The organism is Streptococcus mitis, assembly GCF_946190325.1.
Lineage (GTDB): Bacteria > Bacillota > Bacilli > Lactobacillales > Streptococcaceae > Streptococcus > Streptococcus mitis_CF.
Genome location: NZ_CAMHZR010000002.1, coordinates 248,381 through 270,405, shown reverse-complemented (window position 1 = coordinate 270,405; position 22,025 = coordinate 248,381). Strand labels below are relative to the sequence as shown.

Genomic DNA, 22,025 nt, shown 5'->3' with positions numbered 1-22,025 from the left:
ATGAGAATTATGGGATTGGACGTCGGTTCAAAAACGGTAGGGGTGGCTATTAGCGATCCGCTCGGTTTTACGGCTCAAGGACTTGAAATCATCCAAATCAACGAGGAGCAAGGCCAATTTGGTTTTGACCGCGTTAAGGAGTTGGTTGATACTTACAAGGTGGAACGATTTGTAGTGGGCTTGCCTAAAAACATGAACAATACAAGCGGACCGCGCGTGGAAGCTAGTCAAGCCTACGGAGCAAAGTTAGAAGAGCTTTTTGGTTTACCAGTAGACTATCAGGATGAACGCTTGACAACAGTTGCCGCAGAGCGCATGTTGATTGAGCAAGCAGATATTAGCCGTAACAAGCGCAAGAAAGTCATTGATAAGTTAGCAGCTCAGCTGATTTTACAAAATTATTTAGATAGAAAATTTTAATACAAAGGAGAGGCTATGTCACACGATCATAACCACGACCACGAAGAACGTGAATTAATTACACTAGTAGATGAGCAAGGAAATGAAACCTTGTTTGAAATCCTTTTGACCATTGACGGAAAAGAAGAATTTGGTAAAAACTATGTTCTTCTAGTACCAGTTAACGCAGAAGAAGACGAAGACGGACAAGTTGAAATCCAAGCTTACTCATTCATCGAAAACGAAGATGGAACAGAAGGCGAATTGCAACCAATCCCAGAAGACTCAGAAGACGAATGGAATATGATTGAAGAAGTCTTCAATAGTTTTATGGAGGAGTAAAAACGTCTGGGGGACGTTTTTAGCCCAGCTCTTTGAAATAAAAAAGAGCTGGTAAGTCCGGGGACGTTTTTAGCCTGACGCTAAAAATAAAAACCGTCAGTAAATTCGGAGGATGTTTTTACCCCAAGTTAATATTCATAGTAGCTAGTTATTAGCTAACCAGGTGAGAGGTCGGGACGAAAATCCTGGCCTCGTTTTTGTTAGTTATGAGACTTTATTGAGGCAGTTGATTGAACCTGTAATTAAGGAGATGTATATGTTTGAAGTAGAAGAATGGCTCCATAGTCGGATTGGTTTGAATTTTCGATCAGGCTTGGGCCGAATGCAACAAGCGGTGGATTTGTTGGGGAATCCCGAGAAGTCTTATCCTATTATCCACGTAACAGGAACTAATGGAAAAGGATCTACCATTGCTTTTATGAGGGAGTTATTTATGGGGCATGGCAAAAAAGTTGCGACTTTCACCTCCCCTCATATCGTCTCTATCAATGATCGAATCTGCATTAACGGGCAACCAATAGCTGATGCAGACTTCATCCGTTTGGCTAATAAGGTCAAGGAGATGGAGAAAACGCTCCTGCAAACCCATGACCAGTTGTCTTTTTTTGAATTGCTGACCTTGATTGCTTTTCTTTATTTTAGAGAGCAAGCGGTGGATTTGCTTTTACTAGAAGTGGGAATTGGTGGTTTACTAGACACGACCAATGTGGTAACTGGAGAGATTGCTGTCATCACTTCCATCGGACTTGATCATCAGGAGACTCTGGGTGACAGTATAGCAGCAATTGCAGAGCAGAAAGCTGGTATTTTTAAGGCTGGTAAAAAGGCAGTGATTGCTAAGTTGCCTTCAGAAGCTAGGCTTGTTTGTCAGAAAAAAGCAGAATCTTTAGCTGTTGACCTTTATCAGGCAGGTCAGGATTTTTCAATGCTGAATGGGGATTTTTCAAGCTCTTTGGCTAACCTTTCACAGTTGAAAATAGGCTTGGAAGGAGCTTATCAGCAGGAAAATGCGGCCTTGGCGCTACAAACGTTTCTTCTCTTTATGAGAGAAGGAAAGGAAGCTGTTGATGAACAGGTTGTAAGACAGGCTTTGGAGAAGACCCATTGGGCTGGGCGTTTGGAGCGTATTCGTCCTCAAATTTACTTGGACGGTGCTCATAACCTCCCTGCCTTGACTCGCTTGGTTGAATTTACTAAAGAAAAAGAGCAGGAAGGATATCGTCCTCAAATCCTATTTGGAGCCTTGAAAAGGAAGGATTATCAAGGGATGTTGGCTTATCTGACTGAAAAATTGCCTCAGGTGGAACTCAAGGTGACCGGCTTTGACTATCAAGGTTCTTTGGATGAAACAGATGTAACAGGTTACGATGTAATTCCTTCTTATCGCGAATTTATCAGCAGTTTCGAAGAAAGAGCAGACACTCAAGACTTGTTATTCATTACAGGGTCTCTCTATTTTATCTCAGAAGTACGGGGCTACTTGCTGGCCCATGAGCAGATAAATTGACCTCCTTTTTTGAACTTGTTATACTAGGAAAACTACTAGTTAGAAGGAAAAACTTCTGTAAATTGGTAGCAGAAAGGAAATTCATCATGAAATTAAAAAGATTCACACTTTCTCTTGCTTCTCTAGCAAGTCTTAGTCTCTTAGTAGCTTGTTCACAAAGAGCTCAACAAGTTCAACAACCAGTAGCTCAATCGCAAACACAACAAACTCAGCAATCACAACCTGCTGCTTCATCTTCGGCAGAAAATTCAAACCAGGCAGCGACAAGTTCTTCACAAAATACGCCTGAGGCTCAACCAACCAATATTGATGGAACTTATACTGGTCAGGACGAAGGAGACCGTATCACTTTAGTGGTAACTGGAACAACTGGTACATGGACACAGGTAGAAACTGACGGAGATCAAGAAATCAAGCAGGTTAGCTTCGATGCCGCTAATCAACGCATGATTATTGGGGATGATGCCAAGATTTATGCAATTAATGGCAATCAGATGATTATTGACGATAGGGATAGAGAAGCGTCTGATCGCATTGTTTTATCAAAATAGACTGGAAGGAGACTGGTTTTGTCAGTCTCTTTTGCTTTTACTCAGAAAAATGATTATAAATACTTGCCTTCTACCGAATACCTGCGTTATACTAGTATTAATTACCTGTTTTTAGCATTCATACTCTTCGAAAATCTCTTCAAACCACGTCAGCTTCCATCTGCAACCTCAAAACAGTGTTTTGAGCAACCTGCGACTAGCTTCCTAGTTTGCTCTTTGCTTTTCATTGAGTATCAAAATATCAAGGAGGGGATATGAAATATAGAAAATTTCAATTATTGATGTCCAAGTATGGCTTTAGTCTTTCGATTATGCTACTTGAACTTTGTCTTGTTTTTGGTCTCTTTCTTTATTTAGGGCGGATGGCTCCTATTCGATGGGGTATTCTCTTAATCTTTATGAGTATGGCGACTATCGTAGCGATTGTCAATCGTTCCATGGCGCCTGAAAGCAAGGTAATGTGGTTAGTGGTGACCTTTGTTCCTGTTATTGGCCCCCTGCTCTATCTGATGTTTGGTGAAAGGCGATTGTCCAAAAAAGAAATCAAGCAGTTGGACAAACTTGGCTCCATGCATTTTCGGGAGGATAACAGTAAAGCTCTCCGCCAGAAATTGAAGGAAGATGATAAGGCGGCTTACGGAGTTATCAAATCTTTGCTAAGTATGGATAGCAATGCCGATGTCTATGATCGAACAGATTCACAATTCTTTTCTTCGGGTGAAAGCATGTGGCAACATATGTTGGAAGACCTCAAGAAAGCTGAGAAATTTATCTTTCTAGAGTACTATATTGTCGAAGAAGGTCTGATGTGGAATAGCATACTAGATATACTAGAGCAAAAGGCAGCTCAGGGTGTAGAGGTCAAGATGCTCTATGATGATATCGGTTGTATGGCGACTTTACCTGGAGACTATACTGTTCAGCTTCGTAGTCGAGGAATTGAAGCTCATAAGTTTAACAAGGTGATTCCTCGTTTGACGGTAGCTTATAATAATCGAGACCATCGTAAAATCCTTGTTATAGATGGTCAGGTAGCTTATACAGGAGGCATTAACTTAGCCGATGAGTATATCAACCATGTAGAACGCTTTGGCTATTGGAAGGATAGTGGGATTCGCATAGATGGCCCTGGTGTCAAGGCTCTAACCCGTCTCTTTTTGATGACTTGGTACATCAATCGTGGGGAAATCAGTGATTTTGACCAGTATCACTTGGAAAACCAGCCTCGTTCTAGCCAAGGGCTCTGTATTCCCTATGGTAGTGGTCCCAAGCCCATCTTCAGTACTCAGGTAGGGAAAAAAGTCTATCAAAGTTTGATTAATCAGGCTACTGACTCAGTCTATATCACAACACCCTATTTGATTATTGACTATGATTTAACTGAGAGTATTAAAAATGCAGCCATGAGAGGTGTTGATGTCCGCATCGTGACTCCTTTCATTCCGGATAAAAAATTAATCCAGCTCATAACAAGAGGAGCCTATCCGGATCTTTTGTCAGCAGGAGTCAGGATTTTTGAGTATAGTCCAGGCTTTATCCACAGTAAACAAATCCTAGTGGACAAGGACTTTGCTGCAGTTGGAACCATTAATCTAGATTATAGAAGTTTGCTTCATCACTATGAAGATGCAGTTTTGCTATATAAAACGGCATCAATCACAGAGATTCAAAAAGATTTTGAGGAGATTTTTTCAGTATCGCAAGAAATTTTCCCTCATACGATAAAAAATAGCTGGTATCAAAAATTGATTAAGGAAATTGCCCAGTTATTCGCCCCTATCTTATAAGAAATCTAGGACTTAGGACACAAACCAGTCCTATTTTTCTTGCCTTTTACGAATAAGAAGATGTAGGAGGAACGATGCTGACTCAGAAGGAATTGAACTATATCACGACGTTTGAACAGACGCATTTACACCGATTTCGGGAAATTGAAACCTTTGTGAAACTATGCAAAAAATCACTCAAACACCCATCGCAAGCTGACAATTTTAGGTCTTTTTGATATACTAAGACAGATAAATTGAATAGGAGAAACGACATGGCTGTATATGGCAGAATCGAAGAAGTATCCGAAACGATACAGAGTAATGAAATTGAAAATAGACTGGATAGGAACCTTGAATCTCATGTAGAAAAAGAAGAACAGGTAGCTTTTCCATTTTTCAGACTCATCATTGGAAGTACGATTGCAACGGTTTTTTCTGTGGTGCTACCTTTACTTTTAGATATGGTAAGTCCCTCTCAGGCGCAGGATTTGTATATAGGGTGGGCTTTACATCAGGGAGGACAGCTCTACAGTAGCTATTATGCTAGTCACGGTCTTCTTTATTACTTGCCACTTTATATTACCCAAGGAGGCATTCTTTTTGCCTTGGTAGAATGGCTAGCTCTCTTAGGAGGAGGTTACTTCCTCTTTTCTTCAACTGACTATCTGACGGGACAAAGGGAACAAGCCAAGCAACTCCTAACCATATTTTATATTTTGGTATCCGGTCTCGGTTTTGGAGGAGGCTATGCTACGATCTTAGCTCTGCCATTCCTGTTTGCAGGATTTTCGTTCATAGCAGCTTATCTATCAAATCCTAACCATGACAAGGGATTTCTACGTCTGGGGATCTTTTTGGGTCTATCATTTTTCATAGAGCCTCTTACAAGTCTTCTCTTTACTGTAGTAGTAACGATTGGTTTATTTGTCTTTAATGTTGGGCATGGTCGCTTTGCTCATGGAGTTTATCAGTTTTTTGCAGCAGCACTTGGCTTTTCTCTCATCTTTTATCCAGTAGGCTACTATGTGCTTACTTCAGGTAGTTTTGGAGGAGCTATGGGAAGTCTTTTATATCCGATTGATTCCCTTCAGGTCTTTACGAATCCTCAACTAATGGATAATGTTGTATTCTATGGTTTGTTGACCTTTGGTTTAGGAGCTCTCTTCCTTGTTTTTCTAGGATTGTTCCAATCAAAGGCATCAAGATTGTATGTTATTTCAGTGCCAGCTAGTTTTGCTTTCTTATTTGTATTAGCTTTGTTGCTTTTTTCTCAAGAATCTCTTCACGGTTCGCGTTTGATTCTAATCCTTCCATTTTTACTCCTTCTTTTGATGACCAGTATTCGTGGGAAACATTCAGCTAGGGGAGCTCGCCGTAGTAGAAGAGAAGAAGTTCCTACTTTATGGAAAAAATTCATGAAAGGGAATCTCTACTTACCGATCCTAGTGGTGGTTTATCTGATTGCAATTCCTTTTGTAGCTCGTTTTGTCTTGCATCCAGCTTCTTATAGAGAACAACATCAAGTGGTAGATAGAGTCAAACAAGAGACGAGTGATGGTGACCAAATCTATATTTGGGATTCACATGTTCAGATGTATAAAGAAAGCCAGCGTTTGTCTGGATCCATGTTCCCATCACCTCTTCTTTACACGAGTACAGAAGAGAATAAAACTAGTTTAATCAATGACTTGAAAGAAAACAAACCTAAGGTGATTGTGGTGAATGATAAGGTAGCAGTCTGGTCTGAAGTGGAAACAATTTTGAAAGAAAATTACCAACAAGTAAAGACTGATTACTCAGAGTTTAAAGTCTATAAAATTAAATAACGAAATCAATATCTTGTGTATTTTTAAAAATTTTAGGATTTTTAACACAAGATATTGATTTTTCTTTTTAGAGTGGTATAATACTTTTTAGAAAGAACATTTTAGAAAAGAGCATGCATATGATTGCACTAGAAGAAAAAATTACAATTTTGCCAACTCTCTTCGTTGAAAAACGAGATGGGAGACGTGTTGTATTTGATGTGGACAAGATTGACAAGGCTCTCCACAAGGCGGCTGACAAGGTTATGGATGTGACACCCCTGGTCGAAAAACGCCTCGATGCTCTGACCGAGCGAATTGTCACAGAAATTCATAGTCGCTTTCCACAGGGGGTTAAGATTTACGAAATTCAAAATATCGTAGAACATGAACTCCTTGAAGCCAAAGAATATGCGCTAGCTGAGGAGTATATTACTTATCGGACACAAAGGGATTTTGAGCGTTCAAAAGCGACAGATATCAACTTTAGCATCCATAAACTTCTCAACAAAGACCAGGCCGTTGTCAATGAAAATGCTAATAAAGACAGCGATGTCTTTAATACCCAGCGTGATTTGACAGCAGGGATTGTTGGGAAATCAATCGGACTGCAAATGCTTCCTAAGCATGTAGCCAATGCCCATCAAAAAGGGGATATCCACTATCACGATTTGGACTACAGTCCTTATACACCTATGACCAACTGCTGTTTGATTGATTTCAAGGGGATGTTGGAGAATGGTTTTAAGATTGGAAATGCAGAGGTAGAAAGTCCCAAGTCTATCCAGACTGCGACAGCTCAGATTTCTCAAATTATCGCCAACGTTGCTTCTAGCCAGTACGGTGGCTGTTCAGCTGACCGTATCGATGAAGTTTTGGCGCCTTATGCAGAGAAGAATTACCAAAAACACCTCAAGGATGCGGAAGAATGGGTCTTACCTGACAAACGGGAAGATTACGCTTGGAAGAAAACCCAAAAAGATATCTATGATGCCATGCAATCTCTCGAGTATGAAATCAACACTCTCTTCACTTCAAATGGACAAACACCTTTCACTTCGCTAGGTTTTGGTCTAGGAACCAATCGTTTTGAGCGGGAAATTCAAAAAGCTATCTTAAACATTCGCATTAAGGGCCTTGGTTCAGAACACCGTACAGCCATCTTCCCTAAGCTCATTTTTACGCTAAAAAGAGGTCTTAACTTGGAAGAAGGGACTCCCAACTACGACATTAAGCAGTTGGCTCTTGAGTGTGCAACCAAGCGGATGTACCCAGACGTCTTGTCTTACGATAAGATTGTTGACTTGACAGGTTCCTTCAAGGTGCCTATGGGTTGCCGTTCGTTTCTTCAAGGTTGGAAGGATGAAAATGGTGTAGAAGTCAATTCAGGCCGTATGAATCTGGGTGTTGTGACAGTTAACCTACCTCGTATTGCTCTCGAGTCTGAAGGAGATATGAACAAGTTCTGGGAAATCTTCAACGAGCGTATGAATATCGCTGAAGATGCCCTGGTTTATCGTGTTGAACGGACCAAGGAAGCGACACCAGCTAATGCTCCTATCCTTTATCAATACGGTGCTTTTGGTCATCGTCTAGGTAAAGAAGAAAGTGTTGACCAGCTCTTTAAGAATCGTCGTGCGACAGTTTCGCTGGGCTATATCGGTTTGTATGAAGTAGCGACTGTTTTCTTTGGAAACAGCTGGGAAAGTAATCCAGATGCTAAGGAATTCACGCTAGATATCATTCGCGATATGAAACGCCGTGTAGAAGAGTGGTCTGACCAATATGGCTACCATTTCTCTATCTACTCAACACCATCTGAAAGTTTGACAGACCGTTTCTGCCGACTAGATACAGACAAGTTTGGTTCTATTCCTGATATTACAGACAAGGAATACTACACCAACTCTTTCCACTACGATGTTCGTAAAAATCCAACACCGTTTGAAAAATTGGACTTTGAGAAAGTCTATCCAGAAGCGGGTGCGTCAGGTGGTTTCATTCATTATTGTGAGTACCCAGTCCTTCAGCAAAATCCAAAGGCCCTGGAAGCTGTCTGGGACTATGCCTATGACCGTGTCGGCTATCTAGGAACCAATACTCCGATTGACCGTTGCTACAAGTGTGATTTTGAAGGGGATTTTGAACCAACTGAGAGAGGGTTTGCTTGTCCAAACTGTGGCAATAGTGACCCTAAAACAGTAGACGTTGTTAAACGGACTTGTGGTTATCTTGGCAATCCTCAAGCCAGACCTATGGTCAACGGCCGTCACAAGGAAATCGCTGCGCGTGTCAAACACATGAATGGCTCAACGATTAAAATAGCTGGCCATCAAGTAACCAATTAGAAAGAAATGAAATGGGAAAATATCAATTAGATGATAAAGGGCGCGCACAAGTGACCCGTTATCACGAGAAACACTCTAAAGGTGGAGCTGGTAAGAAAGAACGCTTGCTCAACCTCAGAGAACAATTTTTAAACAAGAATAAGAAAAAATAAAAGTGAGAGTCAACTCTCGCTTTTCTCTTAGTGGGAGGTAAGGATGGAACTACGCAGACCAAGATTAGCAGATAAGAAGGCTGTTATAGATATGATGGAGGAATTTGAAAAATATCAGTCGCCTCACGACGGTGGTTTCTGGGATACAGAGAATTTTTCCTATGAAGACTGGTTGGAAACAAATATGCAAAAAGAGATGGGAATTAACTTGCCTGAAAATCGTGTTCCTTCTATTCAATTTGTATCATTTGATGATGTAGGTCGTGCTCTAGGATTTTTGAATCTGCGATTGAGACTGAATGAGGGTTTATTGAATTATGCTGGTCACATTGGCTACTCCATTCGTCCATCAGAAAGAGTCAAGGGTTATGCTAAGGAAACTCTCCGTCAGGGCTTGCAAGTTGCTAAGGAAAAGAACATCAAGAGAACGCTTGTGACCTGTAGCGTGAATAATCCTGCTAGCAGAGCAGTCATTTTAGCAAATGGTGGGCTCCTTGAGGATGTTCGTAATGGAGTCGAGCGTTATTGGATAGAGGTAGCGAATGAATAATCCAAAACCACAAGAATGGAAAAGCGAGGAACTTAGTCAAGGCCGTATCATTGACTACAAGGCCTTTAACTTTGTAGATGGAGAAGGCGTGCGTAACTCCCTCTATGTATCAGGTTGCATGTTTCACTGCGAGGGATGTTATAATGTTGCGACTTGGTCTTTTAATGCTGGCATTCCTTATACAGCAGAATTAGAAGAACAAATTATGGCAGATCTTGCTCAGCCCTATGTTCAAGGCTTGACTTTGTTGGGAGGAGAACCTTTTCTCAATACGGGTATTCTCTTGCCGCTCGTTAAACGCATCCGAAAGGAATTGCCAGACAAAGATATCTGGTCCTGGACGGGCTACACTTGGGAAGAAATGATGTTGGAAACTCCAGACAAACTGGAACTCTTATCACTAATTGACATTCTTGTCGATGGACGGTATGACCGAACTAAGAGAAATCTCATGCTCCAGTTTCGGGGTTCGTCTAATCAACGAATTATTGATGTACAAAAATCCCTCACAAGTGGGCAAGTAGTGGTTTGGGACAAGCTCAATGACGGAAAAGAAAGCTATGAACAGGTGAAGAGAGAGTGAAGAAAAAAGACTTAATAGAAGAACTGGTCTCAGAAATAAAAGCAGGAAAAGTCAAGACACTGGGAATATACGGTCATGGAGCTTCAGGTAAATCAACCTTTGCACAGGAATTGTACCAAGCTTTAGATTCTACTACAGTAAATTTGATAGAAACAGATCCTTATATCACCTCCGGACGCCATTTGGTAGTACCAAAGGACGCGCCAAATCAAAAGCTAAAAGCCTGTCTGCCAGTGGCGCATGAACTGGCGAGTTTGGAGCGAGATATCCTCGCGTTGCAGGCAGGTATGGATATCTTAACAATTGAAGAACCTTGGAAAGCTAGTGAGATCTTGCCTGGAGCAAAACCGATTTTGATTGTCGAAGGGATGTCTGTGGGCTTTTTACCCAAAGAACTCTTTGACAAAACCATCTGTTTCTACACGGATGAGGACACCGAATTAAAGCGGCGCCTAGCTCGAGATACGACTGTGAGAAATCGCGATGCATCCTTTATATTGGCTAGCCATAAGATGAGACGGGAGCAGTATCTGCTATACTAAAGAAACTGAGTCAAGGGCGGACATTCTAGTGGACCAATCAGAAGGTAAAATTGATGTCAAGAGAACTCAACTTATATAGAAGAAAATCCCTAATTTTAGAAAGAAAAAATAGGAAAACAGTTTCATTGTAAAAAAACGAAAAAACAGCAACAAATCCCTTGCAATCGCAGGAGCTTTGTGTTATTCTATTATGGTGCTGTAAATTACAGCCTTAGCTTTGATGCAAGAGGTTGCGACACGCTCGGTTGCATTGCCACGCAACACCGCGTCGGTTTTCTTGTGGAGCTAGCCTATTATCTTAAATAGACGAAAAGGAGAAAAAGATGGCAAACAAAAAAATCCGTATCCGTTTGAAAGCTTACGAACACCGTACGCTTGATACAGCGGCTGCAAAAATCGTAGAATCAGCTACTCGTACAGGTGCACAAGTTGCGGGTCCAATCCCACTTCCAACTGAGCGTAGCCTCTACACAATCATTCGTGCGACTCACAAATATAAAGATTCTCGCGAACAATTTGAAATGCGTACACACAAACGTTTGATCGATATCGTTAACCCAACTCAAAAAACAGTTGATGCTTTGATGAAATTGGATCTTCCAAGTGGTGTAAACGTAGAAATCAAACTTTAATCTAAAGCTTGATACCTTGAGCATAAAAAACGCTCGTTAAAAACTTTTTGAATAAAAAATATAGAAAAGGAACTATTTTCTCATGACAAAAGGAATCTTAGGGAAAAAAGTGGGAATGACTCAAATCTTCACTGAAGCTGGCGAATTGATCCCTGTAACAGTTATTGAAGCAACTCCAAACGTTGTTCTTCAAGTTAAAACTGTTGAAACAGACGGATACAACGCTATCCAAGTTGGTTTCGATGACAAACGCGAAGTATTGAGCAACAAACCTGCTAAAGGACATGTAGCGAAAGCTAACACGGCTCCTAAGCGCTTCATTCGTGAATTCAAAAACGTTGAAGGCTTGGAAGTTGGTGCTGAAATCACAGTTGAAACATTCGCAGCTGGAGACGTTGTTGACGTAACTGGTACTTCTAAAGGTAAAGGTTTCCAAGGTGTTATCAAACGCCACGGACAATCACGTGGACCAATGGCTCACGGTTCTCGTTACCACCGTCGTCCAGGTTCTATGGGACCTGTTGCACCTAACCGCGTATTCAAAGGTAAAAACCTTGCAGGACGCATGGGTGGCGACCGCGTAACAATTCAAAACCTTGAAGTTGTACAAGTTGTTCCAGAAAAGAACGTTATCCTTATCAAAGGTAACGTACCAGGTGCTAAGAAATCTCTTATCACTATCAAATCAGCAGTTAAAGCTGGTAAATAATAAGGAAAGGGGAATACAGTCAAAATGGCAAATGTAACATTATTCGACCAAACTGGTAAACAAGCTGGCGAAGTTGTTCTTAACGATGCAATCTTTGGTATCGAACCAAACCAATCTGTTGTGTTTGATGTGATCATCAGCCAACGTGCTAGCCTTCGTCAAGGAACTCACGCAGTTAAAAACCGCTCAGCTGTTTCAGGTGGCGGACGCAAACCATGGCGTCAAAAAGGAACTGGACGTGCTCGTCAAGGTTCTATCCGCTCTCCACAATGGCGTGGTGGTGGAATCGTCTTCGGACCAACTCCACGTAGCTATGCGTACAAACTTCCTCAAAAAGTTCGTCGCCTTGCGCTTAAATCTGTTTACTCAGAAAAAGTTGCTGAAAATAAATTTGTAGCCGTTGATTCTCTTGAATTTACAGCTCCAAAAACTGCTGAATTTGCAAAAGTTCTTGCAGCTTTGAGCATCGATTCTAAAGTCCTTGTTATTCTTGAAGAAGGAAACGAATTCGCAGCTCTCTCAGCTCGTAACCTTCCAAACGTGAAAGTTGCGACTGCTACAACTGCAAGTGTTCTTGACATCGCAAATAGTGACAAACTTCTTGTTACTCAAGCAGCTATCTCTAAAATCGAGGAGGTTCTTGCATAATGAATTTGTATGATGTTATCAAAAAACCTGTCATCACTGAAAGCTCAATGGCTCAACTTGAAGCAGGAAAATATGTATTTGAAGTTGACACTCGTGCACACAAACTTTTGATCAAGCAAGCTGTTGAAGCTGCTTTCGAAGGTGTTAAAGTTGCCAACGTTAACACAATCAACGTAAAACCAAAAGCTAAACGTGTTGGACGTTACACTGGTTTTACTAACAAAACTAAAAAAGCTATCATCACACTTACAGCTGATTCAAAAGCAATCGAGTTGTTTGCTGCTGAAGCTGAATAATCTAAGGAGGAAATATCGTGGGAATTCGTGTTTATAAACCAACAACAAACGGTCGCCGTAATATGACTTCTTTGGATTTCGCTGAAATCACAACAAGCACTCCTGAAAAATCATTGCTTGTTGCATTGAAGAGCAAGGCTGGTCGTAACAACAACGGTCGTATCACAGTTCGTCACCAAGGTGGTGGACACAAACGTTTCTACCGTTTGGTTGACTTCAAACGTAACAAAGACAACGTTGAAGCAGTTGTTAAAACAATCGAGTACGATCCAAACCGTTCTGCAAACATCGCTCTTGTACACTACACTGACGGTGTGAAAGCATACATCATCGCTCCAAAAGGTCTTGAAGTTGGTCAACGTATCGTTTCAGGTCCAGAAGCAGATATCAAAGTCGGAAACGCTCTTCCACTTGCTAATATCCCAGTTGGTACTTTGATCCACAACATCGAGTTGAAACCAGGTCGTGGTGGTGAATTGGTACGTGCTGCTGGTGCATCTGCTCAAGTATTGGGTTCTGAAGGTAAATACGTTCTTGTTCGTCTTCAATCAGGTGAAGTTCGTATGATTCTTGGAACTTGCCGTGCTACAGTTGGTGTTGTCGGAAACGAACAACATGGACTTGTAAACCTTGGTAAAGCAGGACGTAGCCGTTGGAAAGGTATCCGCCCAACAGTTCGTGGTTCTGTAATGAACCCTAACGATCACCCACACGGTGGTGGTGAAGGTAAAGCACCAGTTGGTCGTAAAGCACCATCTACTCCATGGGGCAAACCTGCTCTTGGTCTTAAAACTCGTAACAAGAAAGCGAAATCTGACAAACTTATCGTTCGTCGTCGCAACGAGAAATAATATTAAACTAGTCGCTTAAGCAACTAGTAAATCCGCCAGCTCGGTAGCGCTCCATAGGAGCGCAAGCCGCTGTGGTACAACATTTAAAGGAGAAAATATAAAAATGGGACGCAGTCTTAAAAAAGGACCTTTCGTCGATGAGCATTTGATGAAAAAAGTTGAAGCTCAAGCTAACGACGAAAAGAAAAAAGTTATTAAAACTTGGTCACGTCGTTCAACGATCTTCCCAAGTTTCATTGGTTACACTATTGCAGTTTATGACGGACGTAAACACGTACCTGTTTACATCCAAGAAGACATGGTAGGTCACAAACTTGGTGAATTTGCACCAACTCGTACTTACAAAGGTCACGCTGCAGACGACAAGAAAACACGTAGAAAATAAGGAGAACATAAATGGCAGAAATTACTTCAGCTAAAGCAATGGCTCGTACAGTACGTGTTTCACCTCGTAAATCACGTCTTGTTCTTGATAACATCCGTGGTAAAAGCGTAGCCGATGCAATCGCAATCTTGACATTCACTCCAAACAAAGCTGCTGAAATCATCTTGAAAGTTTTGAACTCAGCTGTAGCTAACGCTGAAAACAACTTTGGTTTGGATAAAGCTAACTTGGTAGTATCTGAAGCATTCGCAAACGAAGGACCAACTATGAAACGTTTCCGTCCACGTGCGAAAGGTTCAGCTTCACCAATCAACAAACGTACAGCTCACATCACTGTAGCTGTTGCAGAAAAATAAGGAGGTAAAATCGTGGGTCAAAAAGTACATCCAATTGGTATGCGTGTCGGCATCATCCGTGATTGGGATGCCAAATGGTATGCTGAAAAAGAATACGCGGATTACCTTCATGAAGATCTTGCAATCCGTAAATTCGTTCAAAAAGAACTTGCTGACGCAGCAGTTTCAACTATTGAAATCGAACGCGCAGTAAACAAAGTTAACGTTTCACTTCACACTGCTAAACCAGGTATGGTTATCGGTAAAGGTGGTGCTAACGTTGATGCACTCCGTGCAAAACTTAACAAATTGACTGGAAAACAAGTACACATCAACATCATCGAAATCAAACAACCTGATTTGGATGCTCACCTTGTAGGTGAAGGTATTGCTCGTCAATTGGAGCAACGTGTTGCTTTCCGTCGTGCACAAAAACAAGCAATCCAACGTGCAATGCGTGCTGGAGCTAAAGGAATCAAAACTCAAGTATCAGGTCGTTTGAACGGTGCAGATATCGCCCGTGCTGAAGGATACTCTGAAGGAACTGTTCCACTTCACACACTTCGTGCAGATATCGATTACGCTTGGGAAGAAGCAGATACTACATACGGTAAACTTGGTGTTAAAGTATGGATCTACCGTGGTGAAGTTCTTCCAGCTCGCAAAAACACTAAAGGAGGTAAATAACCAATGTTAGTACCTAAACGTGTTAAACACCGTCGTGAATTCCGTGGAAAAATGCGCGGTGAAGCAAAAGGTGGAAAAGAAGTAGCATTCGGTGAATACGGTCTTCAAGCTACAACTAGCCACTGGATCACTAACCGCCAAATCGAAGCTGCTCGTATCGCCATGACTCGTTACATGAAACGTGGTGGTAAAGTTTGGATTAAAATCTTCCCACACAAATCATACACTGCTAAAGCTATCGGTGTGCGTATGGGATCTGGTAAAGGGGCACCTGAAGGTTGGGTAGCACCAGTTAAACGTGGTAAAGTGATGTTCGAAATCGCTGGTGTATCTGAAGAGATCGCTCGCGAAGCGCTTCGTCTTGCTAGCCACAAATTGCCAGTTAAATGTAAATTCGTAAAACGTGAAGCAGAATAAGGAGAAGGCATGAAACTTAATGAAGTAAAAGAATTTGTTAAAGAACTTCGTGGTCTTTCTCAAGAAGAACTCGCGAAGCGCGAAAACGAATTGAAAAAAGAATTGTTTGAACTTCGTTTCCAAGCTGCTACTGGTCAATTGGAACAAACAGCTCGCTTGAAAGAAGTTAAAAAACAAATCGCTCGTATCAAAACAGTTCAATCTGAAGCGAAATAATAGACTAGGGAAGGAGAAATTTCAATGGAACGCAATAATCGTAAAGTTCTTGTTGGACGTGTTGTATCTGACAAAATGGACAAGACAATCACAGTTGTAGTTGAAACAAAACGTAACCACCCAGTCTATGGTAAACGTATTAACTACTCTAAAAAATACAAAGCTCATGATGAAAACAATGTTGCCAAAGAAGGCGATATCGTACGTATCATGGAAACTCGCCCGCTTTCAGCTACAAAACGTTTCCGTCTTGTAGAAGTTGTTGAAGAAGCGGTCATCATCTAATCAAACCTGAAAGGAGAAAACTGAAATGATTCAAACAGAAACTCGTTTGAAAGTCGCAGACAACAGCGGTGCTCGCGAAATCTTGACTATCAAAGTTCTTGGTGGTTCAGGACGTAAATTTGCAAACATCGGTGATGTTATCGTGGCATCTGTAAAACAAGCTACTCCTGGTGGTGCGGTTAAAAAAGGTGACGTTGTTAAAGCAGTTATCGTTCGTACTAAATCAGGTGCTCGTCGTGCTGATGGTTCATACATCAAATTTGACGAAAACGCAGCAGTTATCATCCGTGAAGACAAAACTCCTCGCGGAACACGTATCTTTGGCCCAGTTGCACGTGAATTGCGTGAAGGTGGCTTCATGAAGATCGTGTCACTTGCTCCAGAAGTACTTTAATTTTTAGAAACAAACTAGTCCCCTGGATTTACCTCCAGGGTGCCCTTATGGGCGTAAGAAAAATCAAGGAGAAACCTAATGTTTGTAAAAAAAGGCGACAAAGTTCGCGTAATCGCTGGTAAAGATAAGGGGACAGAAGCTGTTGTCCTTACTGCCCTTCCAAAAGTAAACAAAGTTATCGTTGAAGGTGTTAACATCGTTAAGAAACACCAACGTCCAACTAACGAGCTTCCTCAAGGTGGTATCATCGAGAAAGAAGCAGCTATCCACGTATCAAACGTTCAAGTTTTGGACAAAAATGGTGTAGCTGGTCGTGTTGGTTACAAATTTGTAGACGGTAAAAAAGTTCGCTACAACAAAAAATCAGGCGAAGTGCTTGATTAATCACGAAGGAAAGGAGAAGTATAATGGCAAATCGTTTAAAAGAAAAATATCTTAATGAAGTAGTTCCTGCTTTGACAGAACAATTCAACTACTCATCAGTGATGGCTGTGCCTAAAGTAGATAAGATCGTTTTGAACATGGGTGTTGGTGAAGCTGTATCAAACGCTAAAAGCCTTGAAAAAGCTGCTGAAGAATTGGCGCTTATCTCAGGTCAAAAACCACTTATCACTAAAGCTAAAAAATCAATCGCCGGCTTCCGTCTTCGTGAAGGTGTTGCGATCGGTGCAAAAGTTACCCTTCGTGGTGAACGTATGTACGAATTCTTGGATAAATTGGTTTCAGTTTCACTTCCACGTGTACGTGACTTCCACGGTGTTCCAACAAAATCATTTGATGGACGCGGAAACTACACACTTGGTGTGAAAGAACAATTGATCTTCCCAGAAATCAACTTCGATGACGTTGACAAAACTCGTGGTCTTGACATCGTTATCGTAACAACTGCTAACACTGACGAAGAGTCACGTGCATTGCTTACAGGCCTTGGAATGCCTTTTGCAAAATAATATAGGAGGTAAATCTAATGGCTAAAAAATCAATGATTGCTAAGAACAAACGTCCAGCGAAGTTCTCTACTCAAGCTTATACTCGTTGTGAAAAATGTGGTCGTCCACATTCAGTTTACCGCAAATTTAAACTTTGCCGTGTTTGCTTCCGTGAATTAGCTTACAAAGGACAAATCCCTGGTGTAACAAAAGCATCTTGGTAATTTAAGATATCAAGGGCGTCAAAACTCTAAGTGAAAATAGGAAACTTGACGAAGAAACTGAAGTTTCTAGGAAAGTTTATCTTTTTCACACAGAGTTTAGCCCGGGTTCAGTTGGGCTTGCCAATTTGAACACGAGCTACAGCTTTGGCAAAAAAGACCAATTTGCTTTGGAGCATCGCTCCTGCATCAAATTGCCTATTTTTGCTCGTGCTGTTACGCTCTTTGTATCATGTATTAACTAGCAAGTGCAACTTGCAAACTACTAGTAAGAGGAGAAAAACAAAATGGTTATGACTGACCCAATCGCAGACTTCCTAACTCGTATTCGTAACGCTAACCAAGCTAAACACGAAGTACTTGAAGTACCTGCATCAAACATCAAAAAAGGGATTGCTGAAATCCTTAAACGCGAAGGTTTTGTAAAAAACGTTGAAATCATCGAAGATGACAAACAAGGCATCATCCGTGTATTCCTTAAATACGGACCAAACGGTGAAAAAGTTATCACTAACTTGAAACGTGTTTCTAAACCAGGACTTCGCGTCTACAAAAAACGTGAAGACCTTCCAAAAGTTCTTAACGGACTTGGAATTGCTATCCTTTCAACTTCTGAAGGTTTGCTCACTGATAAAGAAGCACGCCAAAAGAATGTTGGTGGGGAAGTTATCGCTTACGTTTGGTAAAATCAAGATACAAAGCTCGTAAAGAACAAAGCAAAATTAGAAAGTTGGAGAAGTTTGTTGACAAACAAGCCAACTTATCTATTTTGCACAGTTCTTAGAGCGTGTTCAGTTCAGTTTTTGAACTAAATAAGTATCTGAACCCCCGTGAAAACTGGCCGTTTAGGCCTGACAATCTAACAGGAGAAAATAAACATGTCACGTATTGGTAATAAAGTTATCGTGTTGCCTGCTGGTGTAGAAATCACTAACAATGACAACGTTGTAACTGTAAAAGGACCTAAAGGAGAACTTACTCGTGAGTTCTCAAAAGATATTGAAATCCGTGTGGAAGGTAGTGAAGTAACTCTTCACCGTCCAAACGATTCAAAAGAAATGAAAACTATCCACGGAACTACTCGTGCCCTTTTGAACAACATGGTTATTGGTGTATCAGAAGGATTCAAGAAAGAACTTGAAATGCGCGGGGTTGGTTACCGTGCACAACTTCAAGGATCTAAACTTGTTTTGGCTGTTGGTAAATCTCATCCAGACGAAGTTGAAGCTCCAGAAGGAATTACTTTTGAACTTCCAAATCCAACAACAATCGTTGTTAGCGGAATTTCAAAAGAAGTAGTTGGTCAAACAGCTGCTTACGTACGTAGCCTTCGTTCACCAGAACCATATAAAGGTAAAGGTATCCGTTACGTTGGTGAATTCGTTCGCCGTAAAGAAGGTAAAACAGGTAAATAATGTTGAGTGGTTGATTTTCAACCACCAACCTATTTACCAACTTTGTGCATAGCACACGATTTAAAACTAAAGAGGTGAAAACTGTGATTTCAAAACCAGATAAAAACAAACTCCGCCAAAAACGCCACCGTCGCGTTCGCGGAAAACTCTCTGGAACTGCTGATCGCCCACGTTTGAACGTATTCCGTTCTAATACAGGCATCTACGCTCAAGTGATTGATGACGTAGCGGGTGTAACGCTCGCAAGTGCTTCAACTCTTGACAAAGAAGTTTCAAAAGGAACTAAAACTGAACAAGCCGTTGCTGTCGGTAAACTCGTTGCAGAACGTGCAAACGCTAAAGGTATTTCAGAAGTGGTGTTCGACCGCGGTGGATATCTATATCACGGACGTGTGAAAGCTTTGGCTGATGCAGCTCGTGAAAACGGATTGAAATTCTAATAGGAGGACACTAGAAAATGGCATTTAAAGACAATGCAGTTGAATTAGAAGAACGCGTAGTTGCTGTCAACCGTGTTACAAAAGTTGTTAAAGGTGGACGTCGTCTTCGTTTCGCAGCTCTTGTTGTTGTTGGTGACCACAACGGTCGCGTAGGATTTGGTACTGGTAAAGCTCAAGAAGTTCCAGAAGCAATCCGTAAAGCAGTAGATGATGCTAAGAAAAACTTGATCGAAGTTCCTATGGTTGGAACAACAATCCCACACGAAGTTCTTTCAGAATTCGGTGGAGCTAAAGTATTGTTGAAACCTGCTGTAGAAGGTTCTGGAGTTGCCGCTGGTGGTGCAGTTCGTGCCGTTGTGGAATTGGCAGGTGTGGCAGATATTACATCTAAATCACTTGGTTCTAACACTCCAATCAACATTGTTCGTGCAACTGTTGAAGGTTTGAAACAATTGAAACGCGCTGAAGAAGTTGCTGCCCTTCGTGGTATTTCAGTTTCTGATTTGGCATAAGAAAGGGGATAAAATGGCTCAAATTAAAATTACTTTGACTAAGTCTCCAATCGGACGCATTCCATCACAACGTAAAACTGTTGTAGCACTTGGACTTGGCAAATTGAACAGCTCTGTTATTAAAGAAGACAACGCTGCTATCCGTGGTATGATCACTGCAGTATCTCACTTGGTAACAGTTGAAGAAGTAAACTAATGAATTTTTAGGGGATGTGCAGTATACCATCCCCTAAAACTAGATATAGTCATCTATGATGACGTCGTATAGGCGAGTTGATGGGGGAGACAACCTTTTCTCCCTTATCGGCGCTAGCATTTTACAAAAGAGGAGAAAATAAAAATGAAACTTCATGAATTGAAACCTGCAGAAGGTTCTCGTAAAGTACGTAACCGCGTTGGTCGTGGTACTTCATCAGGTAACGGTAAAACATCTGGTCGTGGTCAAAAAGGTCAAAAAGCTCGTAGCGGTGGCGGAGTTCGCCTTGGTTTTGAAGGTGGACAAACTCCATTGTTCCGTCGTCTTCCAAAACGTGGATTCACTAACATTAACGCTAAAGAATACGCAATTGTGAACCTTGACCAATTGAACGTCTTTGAAGATGGTGCTGAAGTTACTCCAGTTGTTCTTATCGAAGCAGGAATTGTTAAAGCTGAAAAATCAGGTATTAAAATTCTTGGTAACGGTGAGTTGACTAAGAAATTGACTGTGAAAGCAGCTAAATTCTCTAAATCAGCTGAAGAAGCTATCACTGCTAAAGGTGGTTCAGTAGAAGTCATCTAAGAGAGGTGACCTATGTTTTTTAAATTATTAAGAGAAGCTCTTAAAGTCAAGCAGGTTCGATCAAAAATTTTATTTACAATTTTTATCGTTTTGGTTTTTCGTATCGGAACTAGCATAACAGTTCCTGGTGTGAATGCCAATAGCTTGAATGCTTTAAGTGGATTATCCTTCTTAAACATGTTGAGCTTGGTCTCAGGGAATGCCATGAAAAACTTCTCAGTTTTTGCTCTTGGTGTTAGTCCCTACATTACGGCCTCTATCGTTGTCCAACTCTTGCAAATGGATATTTTACCCAAATTTGTAGAGTGGGGTAAACAAGGGGAAGTAGGTCGAAGAAAATTAAATCAAGCTACTCGTTATATTGCTCTTGTTTTAGCCTTTGTGCAATCTATCGGGATTACAGCTGGTTTTAATACTTTGGCTGGAGCTCAATTGTTGAAAACAGCTCTTACTCCACAAGTTTTTATCATGATTGGTATCATCTTAACAGCTGGTAGCATGATTGTGACTTGGTTGGGAGAGCAAATTACAGATAAGGGATACGGAAATGGTGTTTCTATGATTATCTTTGCCGGGATTGTTGCCTCAATTCCAGAGATGATTCAGGGCATCTATGTGGACTACTTTGTGAACGTTCCAAGTGACCGTATCAACTCATCTATTATTTTTGTAATCATTTTGATTATTACTGTATTGTTGATCATTTACTTTACAACTTATGTTCAACAAGCAGAATACAAAATTCCTATCCAATATACTAAAGTTGCACAAGGTGCTCCATCTAGCTCTTACCTTCCTTTGAAGGTAAACCCTGCTGGAGTTATCCCTGTTATCTTTGCAAGTTCGATTACTGCAGCGCCTGCGGCTATTCTTCAGTTTTTGAGTGCTACAGGTCATGATTGGCCTTGGGTGAGAACAGCACAAGAAATGCTGGCAACAACTTCACCAACTGGTATTGCCATGTATGCTTTGTTGATTATTCTCTTTACATTCTTCTATACGTTTGTACAGATTAATCCTGAAAAAGCGGCAGAGAACCTACAAAAGAGCGGTGCTTATATCCATGGAGTTCGTCCTGGTAAAGGTACAGAAGAATATATGTCTAAACTTCTTCGTCGTCTTGCAACTGTTGGTTCCCTCTTCCTTGGTGTGATTTCTATTTTACCGATCGTAGCGAAAGATGTTTTCGGACTTTCAGAGGCGGTTGCTTTTGGAGGAACAAGTCTTTTGATCATTATCTCTACAGGTATTGAAGGAATCAAACAATTGGAAGGTTACCTATTGAAACGTAAGTATGTTGGTTTCATGGATAGAACAGAATAGA

The 22,025-nt window shown here is 41.1% G+C and carries 32 protein-coding genes and 1 pseudogene; all 33 read left to right on the top strand.

What is annotated here, in order from left to right; all coding sequences use genetic code 11:
• A complete protein-coding gene (gene ruvX / locus N8M95_RS04260; RefSeq protein WP_004239076.1) occupies nucleotides 1-420 on the top strand; it encodes a Holliday junction resolvase RuvX in 420 nt (139 codons plus the stop codon).
• A 15-nt stretch (nucleotides 421-435) separates the two neighbouring features.
• A complete protein-coding gene (locus tag N8M95_RS04255; RefSeq protein WP_000017620.1) occupies nucleotides 436-741 on the top strand; it encodes a DUF1292 domain-containing protein in 306 nt (101 codons plus the stop codon).
• A gap of 256 nt (nucleotides 742-997) precedes the next feature.
• Nucleotides 998-2,248 carry a folylpolyglutamate synthase/dihydrofolate synthase family protein gene (locus N8M95_RS04250; protein WP_000464318.1) on the top strand — a complete coding sequence of 417 codons (1,251 nt, stop codon included), beginning with the start codon at nucleotides 998-1,000 and terminating at the stop codon, nucleotides 2,246-2,248.
• Between the two features lie 86 nt (nucleotides 2,249-2,334).
• A complete protein-coding gene (locus N8M95_RS04245) occupies nucleotides 2,335-2,799 on the top strand; it encodes an SP_0198 family lipoprotein (RefSeq protein ID WP_023946810.1) in 465 nt (154 codons plus the stop codon).
• Between the two features lie 254 nt (nucleotides 2,800-3,053).
• Nucleotides 3,054-4,586 carry a cardiolipin synthase gene (gene cls, locus N8M95_RS04240; RefSeq protein ID WP_261116671.1) on the top strand — a complete coding sequence of 511 codons (1,533 nt, stop codon included), beginning with the start codon at nucleotides 3,054-3,056 and terminating at the stop codon, nucleotides 4,584-4,586.
• A 254-nt stretch (nucleotides 4,587-4,840) separates the two neighbouring features.
• Entirely contained in the window at nucleotides 4,841-6,394 is a 1,554-nt protein-coding gene (locus tag N8M95_RS04235) for a damage-inducible protein CinA (RefSeq protein ID WP_237447104.1), read from the top strand.
• A gap of 119 nt (nucleotides 6,395-6,513) precedes the next feature.
• The gene (gene nrdD, locus N8M95_RS04230; protein WP_237447103.1) at nucleotides 6,514-8,721 is read left to right on the top strand and encodes an anaerobic ribonucleoside-triphosphate reductase; all 2,208 of its coding nucleotides are present in this window, start codon (nucleotides 6,514-6,516) and stop codon (nucleotides 8,719-8,721) included.
• Between the two features lie 11 nt (nucleotides 8,722-8,732).
• Nucleotides 8,733-8,873, top strand: coding sequence for a hypothetical protein (locus N8M95_RS04225; protein WP_000521618.1), 141 nt, complete (start codon nucleotides 8,733-8,735; stop codon nucleotides 8,871-8,873).
• A 43-nt stretch (nucleotides 8,874-8,916) separates the two neighbouring features.
• Nucleotides 8,917-9,423 (top strand): GNAT family N-acetyltransferase, encoded by a 507-nt coding sequence (locus N8M95_RS04220; protein WP_261050633.1) that lies wholly within the window; start codon nucleotides 8,917-8,919, stop codon nucleotides 9,421-9,423.
• Nucleotides 9,416-10,006: an anaerobic ribonucleoside-triphosphate reductase activating protein gene (nrdG, locus tag N8M95_RS04215; RefSeq protein WP_237447102.1), complete on the top strand. Its 591-nt coding sequence runs from the start codon at nucleotides 9,416-9,418 to the stop codon at nucleotides 10,004-10,006. Before N8M95_RS04220 ends, nrdG begins: the two co-directional genes overlap by 8 nt.
• Nucleotides 10,003-10,627: pseudogene (locus tag N8M95_RS04210) on the top strand (uridine kinase family protein). The gene nrdG and the pseudogene N8M95_RS04210 overlap by 4 nt, the downstream one beginning before the upstream one ends.
• Before the next feature lie 244 nt (nucleotides 10,628-10,871).
• On the top strand, nucleotides 10,872-11,180 hold the full coding sequence (rpsJ, locus tag N8M95_RS04205; protein ID WP_001284513.1) for a 30S ribosomal protein S10: 309 nt from the start codon (nucleotides 10,872-10,874) through the stop codon (nucleotides 11,178-11,180).
• Between the two features lie 82 nt (nucleotides 11,181-11,262).
• Nucleotides 11,263-11,889 carry a 50S ribosomal protein L3 gene (gene rplC / locus N8M95_RS04200; protein WP_000160197.1) on the top strand — a complete coding sequence of 209 codons (627 nt, stop codon included), beginning with the start codon at nucleotides 11,263-11,265 and terminating at the stop codon, nucleotides 11,887-11,889.
• A gap of 24 nt (nucleotides 11,890-11,913) precedes the next feature.
• On the top strand, nucleotides 11,914-12,537 hold the full coding sequence (gene rplD, locus N8M95_RS04195) for a 50S ribosomal protein L4 (RefSeq protein WP_000024549.1): 624 nt from the start codon (nucleotides 11,914-11,916) through the stop codon (nucleotides 12,535-12,537).
• Entirely contained in the window at nucleotides 12,537-12,833 is a 297-nt protein-coding gene (locus N8M95_RS04190; RefSeq protein WP_001055347.1) for a 50S ribosomal protein L23, read from the top strand. The genes rplD and N8M95_RS04190 overlap by 1 nt, the downstream gene beginning before the upstream one ends.
• A 17-nt stretch (nucleotides 12,834-12,850) precedes the next feature.
• Nucleotides 12,851-13,684 carry a 50S ribosomal protein L2 gene (rplB, locus tag N8M95_RS04185; RefSeq protein ID WP_000512911.1) on the top strand — a complete coding sequence of 278 codons (834 nt, stop codon included), beginning with the start codon at nucleotides 12,851-12,853 and terminating at the stop codon, nucleotides 13,682-13,684.
• A gap of 103 nt (nucleotides 13,685-13,787) precedes the next feature.
• Nucleotides 13,788-14,069 (top strand): 30S ribosomal protein S19, encoded by a 282-nt coding sequence (rpsS, locus tag N8M95_RS04180; protein WP_000533766.1) that lies wholly within the window; start codon nucleotides 13,788-13,790, stop codon nucleotides 14,067-14,069.
• 11 nt (nucleotides 14,070-14,080) lie between these two features.
• Entirely contained in the window at nucleotides 14,081-14,425 is a 345-nt protein-coding gene (rplV, locus tag N8M95_RS04175) for a 50S ribosomal protein L22 (RefSeq protein WP_000818137.1), read from the top strand.
• Between the two features lie 12 nt (nucleotides 14,426-14,437).
• Nucleotides 14,438-15,091, top strand: coding sequence for a 30S ribosomal protein S3 (gene rpsC / locus N8M95_RS04170; protein WP_000529936.1), 654 nt, complete (start codon nucleotides 14,438-14,440; stop codon nucleotides 15,089-15,091).
• 3 nt (nucleotides 15,092-15,094) lie between these two features.
• On the top strand, nucleotides 15,095-15,508 hold the full coding sequence (gene rplP / locus N8M95_RS04165) for a 50S ribosomal protein L16 (protein WP_000960946.1): 414 nt from the start codon (nucleotides 15,095-15,097) through the stop codon (nucleotides 15,506-15,508).
• A gap of 9 nt (nucleotides 15,509-15,517) precedes the next feature.
• On the top strand, nucleotides 15,518-15,724 hold the full coding sequence (gene rpmC, locus N8M95_RS04160; RefSeq protein ID WP_000772918.1) for a 50S ribosomal protein L29: 207 nt from the start codon (nucleotides 15,518-15,520) through the stop codon (nucleotides 15,722-15,724).
• Between the two features lie 24 nt (nucleotides 15,725-15,748).
• Nucleotides 15,749-16,009 carry a 30S ribosomal protein S17 gene (gene rpsQ, locus N8M95_RS04155; RefSeq protein ID WP_000440801.1) on the top strand — a complete coding sequence of 87 codons (261 nt, stop codon included), beginning with the start codon at nucleotides 15,749-15,751 and terminating at the stop codon, nucleotides 16,007-16,009.
• A 25-nt stretch (nucleotides 16,010-16,034) separates the two neighbouring features.
• Nucleotides 16,035-16,403: a 50S ribosomal protein L14 gene (gene rplN / locus N8M95_RS04150; RefSeq protein WP_000616545.1), complete on the top strand. Its 369-nt coding sequence runs from the start codon at nucleotides 16,035-16,037 to the stop codon at nucleotides 16,401-16,403.
• A gap of 78 nt (nucleotides 16,404-16,481) precedes the next feature.
• Nucleotides 16,482-16,787 (top strand): 50S ribosomal protein L24, encoded by a 306-nt coding sequence (rplX, locus tag N8M95_RS04145; RefSeq protein WP_000497691.1) that lies wholly within the window; start codon nucleotides 16,482-16,484, stop codon nucleotides 16,785-16,787.
• Nucleotides 16,788-16,810: 23 nt separating this feature from the next.
• On the top strand, nucleotides 16,811-17,353 hold the full coding sequence (gene rplE, locus N8M95_RS04140; RefSeq protein ID WP_000013542.1) for a 50S ribosomal protein L5: 543 nt from the start codon (nucleotides 16,811-16,813) through the stop codon (nucleotides 17,351-17,353).
• Nucleotides 17,354-17,370: 17 nt separating this feature from the next.
• Nucleotides 17,371-17,556: a type Z 30S ribosomal protein S14 gene (locus N8M95_RS04135; protein WP_001085697.1), complete on the top strand. Its 186-nt coding sequence runs from the start codon at nucleotides 17,371-17,373 to the stop codon at nucleotides 17,554-17,556.
• Between the two features lie 284 nt (nucleotides 17,557-17,840).
• Nucleotides 17,841-18,239 (top strand): 30S ribosomal protein S8, encoded by a 399-nt coding sequence (gene rpsH, locus N8M95_RS04130; RefSeq protein ID WP_000245504.1) that lies wholly within the window; start codon nucleotides 17,841-17,843, stop codon nucleotides 18,237-18,239.
• A 192-nt stretch (nucleotides 18,240-18,431) separates the two neighbouring features.
• The gene (gene rplF / locus N8M95_RS04125; RefSeq protein WP_049546952.1) at nucleotides 18,432-18,968 is read left to right on the top strand and encodes a 50S ribosomal protein L6; all 537 of its coding nucleotides are present in this window, start codon (nucleotides 18,432-18,434) and stop codon (nucleotides 18,966-18,968) included.
• Nucleotides 18,969-19,051: 83 nt separating this feature from the next.
• Nucleotides 19,052-19,408 carry a 50S ribosomal protein L18 gene (gene rplR / locus N8M95_RS04120; RefSeq protein WP_000624044.1) on the top strand — a complete coding sequence of 119 codons (357 nt, stop codon included), beginning with the start codon at nucleotides 19,052-19,054 and terminating at the stop codon, nucleotides 19,406-19,408.
• Between the two features lie 17 nt (nucleotides 19,409-19,425).
• Nucleotides 19,426-19,920 carry a 30S ribosomal protein S5 gene (rpsE, locus tag N8M95_RS04115; RefSeq protein WP_000874202.1) on the top strand — a complete coding sequence of 165 codons (495 nt, stop codon included), beginning with the start codon at nucleotides 19,426-19,428 and terminating at the stop codon, nucleotides 19,918-19,920.
• A 13-nt stretch (nucleotides 19,921-19,933) separates the two neighbouring features.
• Nucleotides 19,934-20,116 (top strand): 50S ribosomal protein L30, encoded by a 183-nt coding sequence (gene rpmD, locus N8M95_RS04110; protein ID WP_000057241.1) that lies wholly within the window; start codon nucleotides 19,934-19,936, stop codon nucleotides 20,114-20,116.
• A gap of 144 nt (nucleotides 20,117-20,260) precedes the next feature.
• Nucleotides 20,261-20,701 (top strand): 50S ribosomal protein L15, encoded by a 441-nt coding sequence (gene rplO / locus N8M95_RS04105; protein WP_000766087.1) that lies wholly within the window; start codon nucleotides 20,261-20,263, stop codon nucleotides 20,699-20,701.
• 12 nt (nucleotides 20,702-20,713) lie between these two features.
• Nucleotides 20,714-22,024 (top strand): preprotein translocase subunit SecY, encoded by a 1,311-nt coding sequence (gene secY, locus N8M95_RS04100; RefSeq protein WP_094753256.1) that lies wholly within the window; start codon nucleotides 20,714-20,716, stop codon nucleotides 22,022-22,024.
• Nucleotide 22,025: the final 1 nt, after the last annotated feature.

Excerpts from the sequence above, each read along its gene's own strand:
- ruvX (WP_004239076.1), top strand. The coding sequence starts at position 1 with ATGAGAATTATGGGATTGGACGTCGGTTCAAAAACGGTAGGGGTGGCT.
- N8M95_RS04255 (WP_000017620.1), top strand. The coding sequence starts at position 436 with ATGTCACACGATCATAACCACGACCACGAAGAACGTGAATTAATTACA.
- N8M95_RS04250 (WP_000464318.1), top strand. The coding sequence starts at position 998 with ATGTTTGAAGTAGAAGAATGGCTCCATAGTCGGATTGGTTTGAATTTT.
- N8M95_RS04245 (WP_023946810.1), top strand. The coding sequence starts at position 2,335 with ATGAAATTAAAAAGATTCACACTTTCTCTTGCTTCTCTAGCAAGTCTT.
- cls (WP_261116671.1), top strand. The coding sequence starts at position 3,054 with ATGAAATATAGAAAATTTCAATTATTGATGTCCAAGTATGGCTTTAGT.
- N8M95_RS04235 (WP_237447104.1), top strand. The coding sequence starts at position 4,841 with ATGGCTGTATATGGCAGAATCGAAGAAGTATCCGAAACGATACAGAGT.
- nrdD (WP_237447103.1), top strand. The coding sequence starts at position 6,514 with ATGATTGCACTAGAAGAAAAAATTACAATTTTGCCAACTCTCTTCGTT.
- N8M95_RS04225 (WP_000521618.1), top strand. The coding sequence starts at position 8,733 with ATGGGAAAATATCAATTAGATGATAAAGGGCGCGCACAAGTGACCCGT.
- N8M95_RS04220 (WP_261050633.1), top strand. The coding sequence starts at position 8,917 with ATGGAACTACGCAGACCAAGATTAGCAGATAAGAAGGCTGTTATAGAT.
- nrdG (WP_237447102.1), top strand. The coding sequence starts at position 9,416 with ATGAATAATCCAAAACCACAAGAATGGAAAAGCGAGGAACTTAGTCAA.
- rpsJ (WP_001284513.1), top strand. The coding sequence starts at position 10,872 with ATGGCAAACAAAAAAATCCGTATCCGTTTGAAAGCTTACGAACACCGT.
- rplC (WP_000160197.1), top strand. The coding sequence starts at position 11,263 with ATGACAAAAGGAATCTTAGGGAAAAAAGTGGGAATGACTCAAATCTTC.
- rplD (WP_000024549.1), top strand. The coding sequence starts at position 11,914 with ATGGCAAATGTAACATTATTCGACCAAACTGGTAAACAAGCTGGCGAA.
- N8M95_RS04190 (WP_001055347.1), top strand. The coding sequence starts at position 12,537 with ATGAATTTGTATGATGTTATCAAAAAACCTGTCATCACTGAAAGCTCA.
- rpsS (WP_000533766.1), top strand. The coding sequence starts at position 13,788 with ATGGGACGCAGTCTTAAAAAAGGACCTTTCGTCGATGAGCATTTGATG.
- rplV (WP_000818137.1), top strand. The coding sequence starts at position 14,081 with ATGGCAGAAATTACTTCAGCTAAAGCAATGGCTCGTACAGTACGTGTT.
- rplP (WP_000960946.1), top strand. The coding sequence starts at position 15,095 with ATGTTAGTACCTAAACGTGTTAAACACCGTCGTGAATTCCGTGGAAAA.
- rpmC (WP_000772918.1), top strand. The coding sequence starts at position 15,518 with ATGAAACTTAATGAAGTAAAAGAATTTGTTAAAGAACTTCGTGGTCTT.
- rpsQ (WP_000440801.1), top strand. The coding sequence starts at position 15,749 with ATGGAACGCAATAATCGTAAAGTTCTTGTTGGACGTGTTGTATCTGAC.
- rplN (WP_000616545.1), top strand. The coding sequence starts at position 16,035 with ATGATTCAAACAGAAACTCGTTTGAAAGTCGCAGACAACAGCGGTGCT.
- rplX (WP_000497691.1), top strand. The coding sequence starts at position 16,482 with ATGTTTGTAAAAAAAGGCGACAAAGTTCGCGTAATCGCTGGTAAAGAT.
- rplE (WP_000013542.1), top strand. The coding sequence starts at position 16,811 with ATGGCAAATCGTTTAAAAGAAAAATATCTTAATGAAGTAGTTCCTGCT.
- N8M95_RS04135 (WP_001085697.1), top strand. The coding sequence starts at position 17,371 with ATGGCTAAAAAATCAATGATTGCTAAGAACAAACGTCCAGCGAAGTTC.
- rpsH (WP_000245504.1), top strand. The coding sequence starts at position 17,841 with ATGGTTATGACTGACCCAATCGCAGACTTCCTAACTCGTATTCGTAAC.
- rplF (WP_049546952.1), top strand. The coding sequence starts at position 18,432 with ATGTCACGTATTGGTAATAAAGTTATCGTGTTGCCTGCTGGTGTAGAA.
- rpsE (WP_000874202.1), top strand. The coding sequence starts at position 19,426 with ATGGCATTTAAAGACAATGCAGTTGAATTAGAAGAACGCGTAGTTGCT.
- rpmD (WP_000057241.1), top strand. The coding sequence starts at position 19,934 with ATGGCTCAAATTAAAATTACTTTGACTAAGTCTCCAATCGGACGCATT.
- rplO (WP_000766087.1), top strand. The coding sequence starts at position 20,261 with ATGAAACTTCATGAATTGAAACCTGCAGAAGGTTCTCGTAAAGTACGT.
- secY (WP_094753256.1), top strand. The coding sequence starts at position 20,714 with ATGTTTTTTAAATTATTAAGAGAAGCTCTTAAAGTCAAGCAGGTTCGA.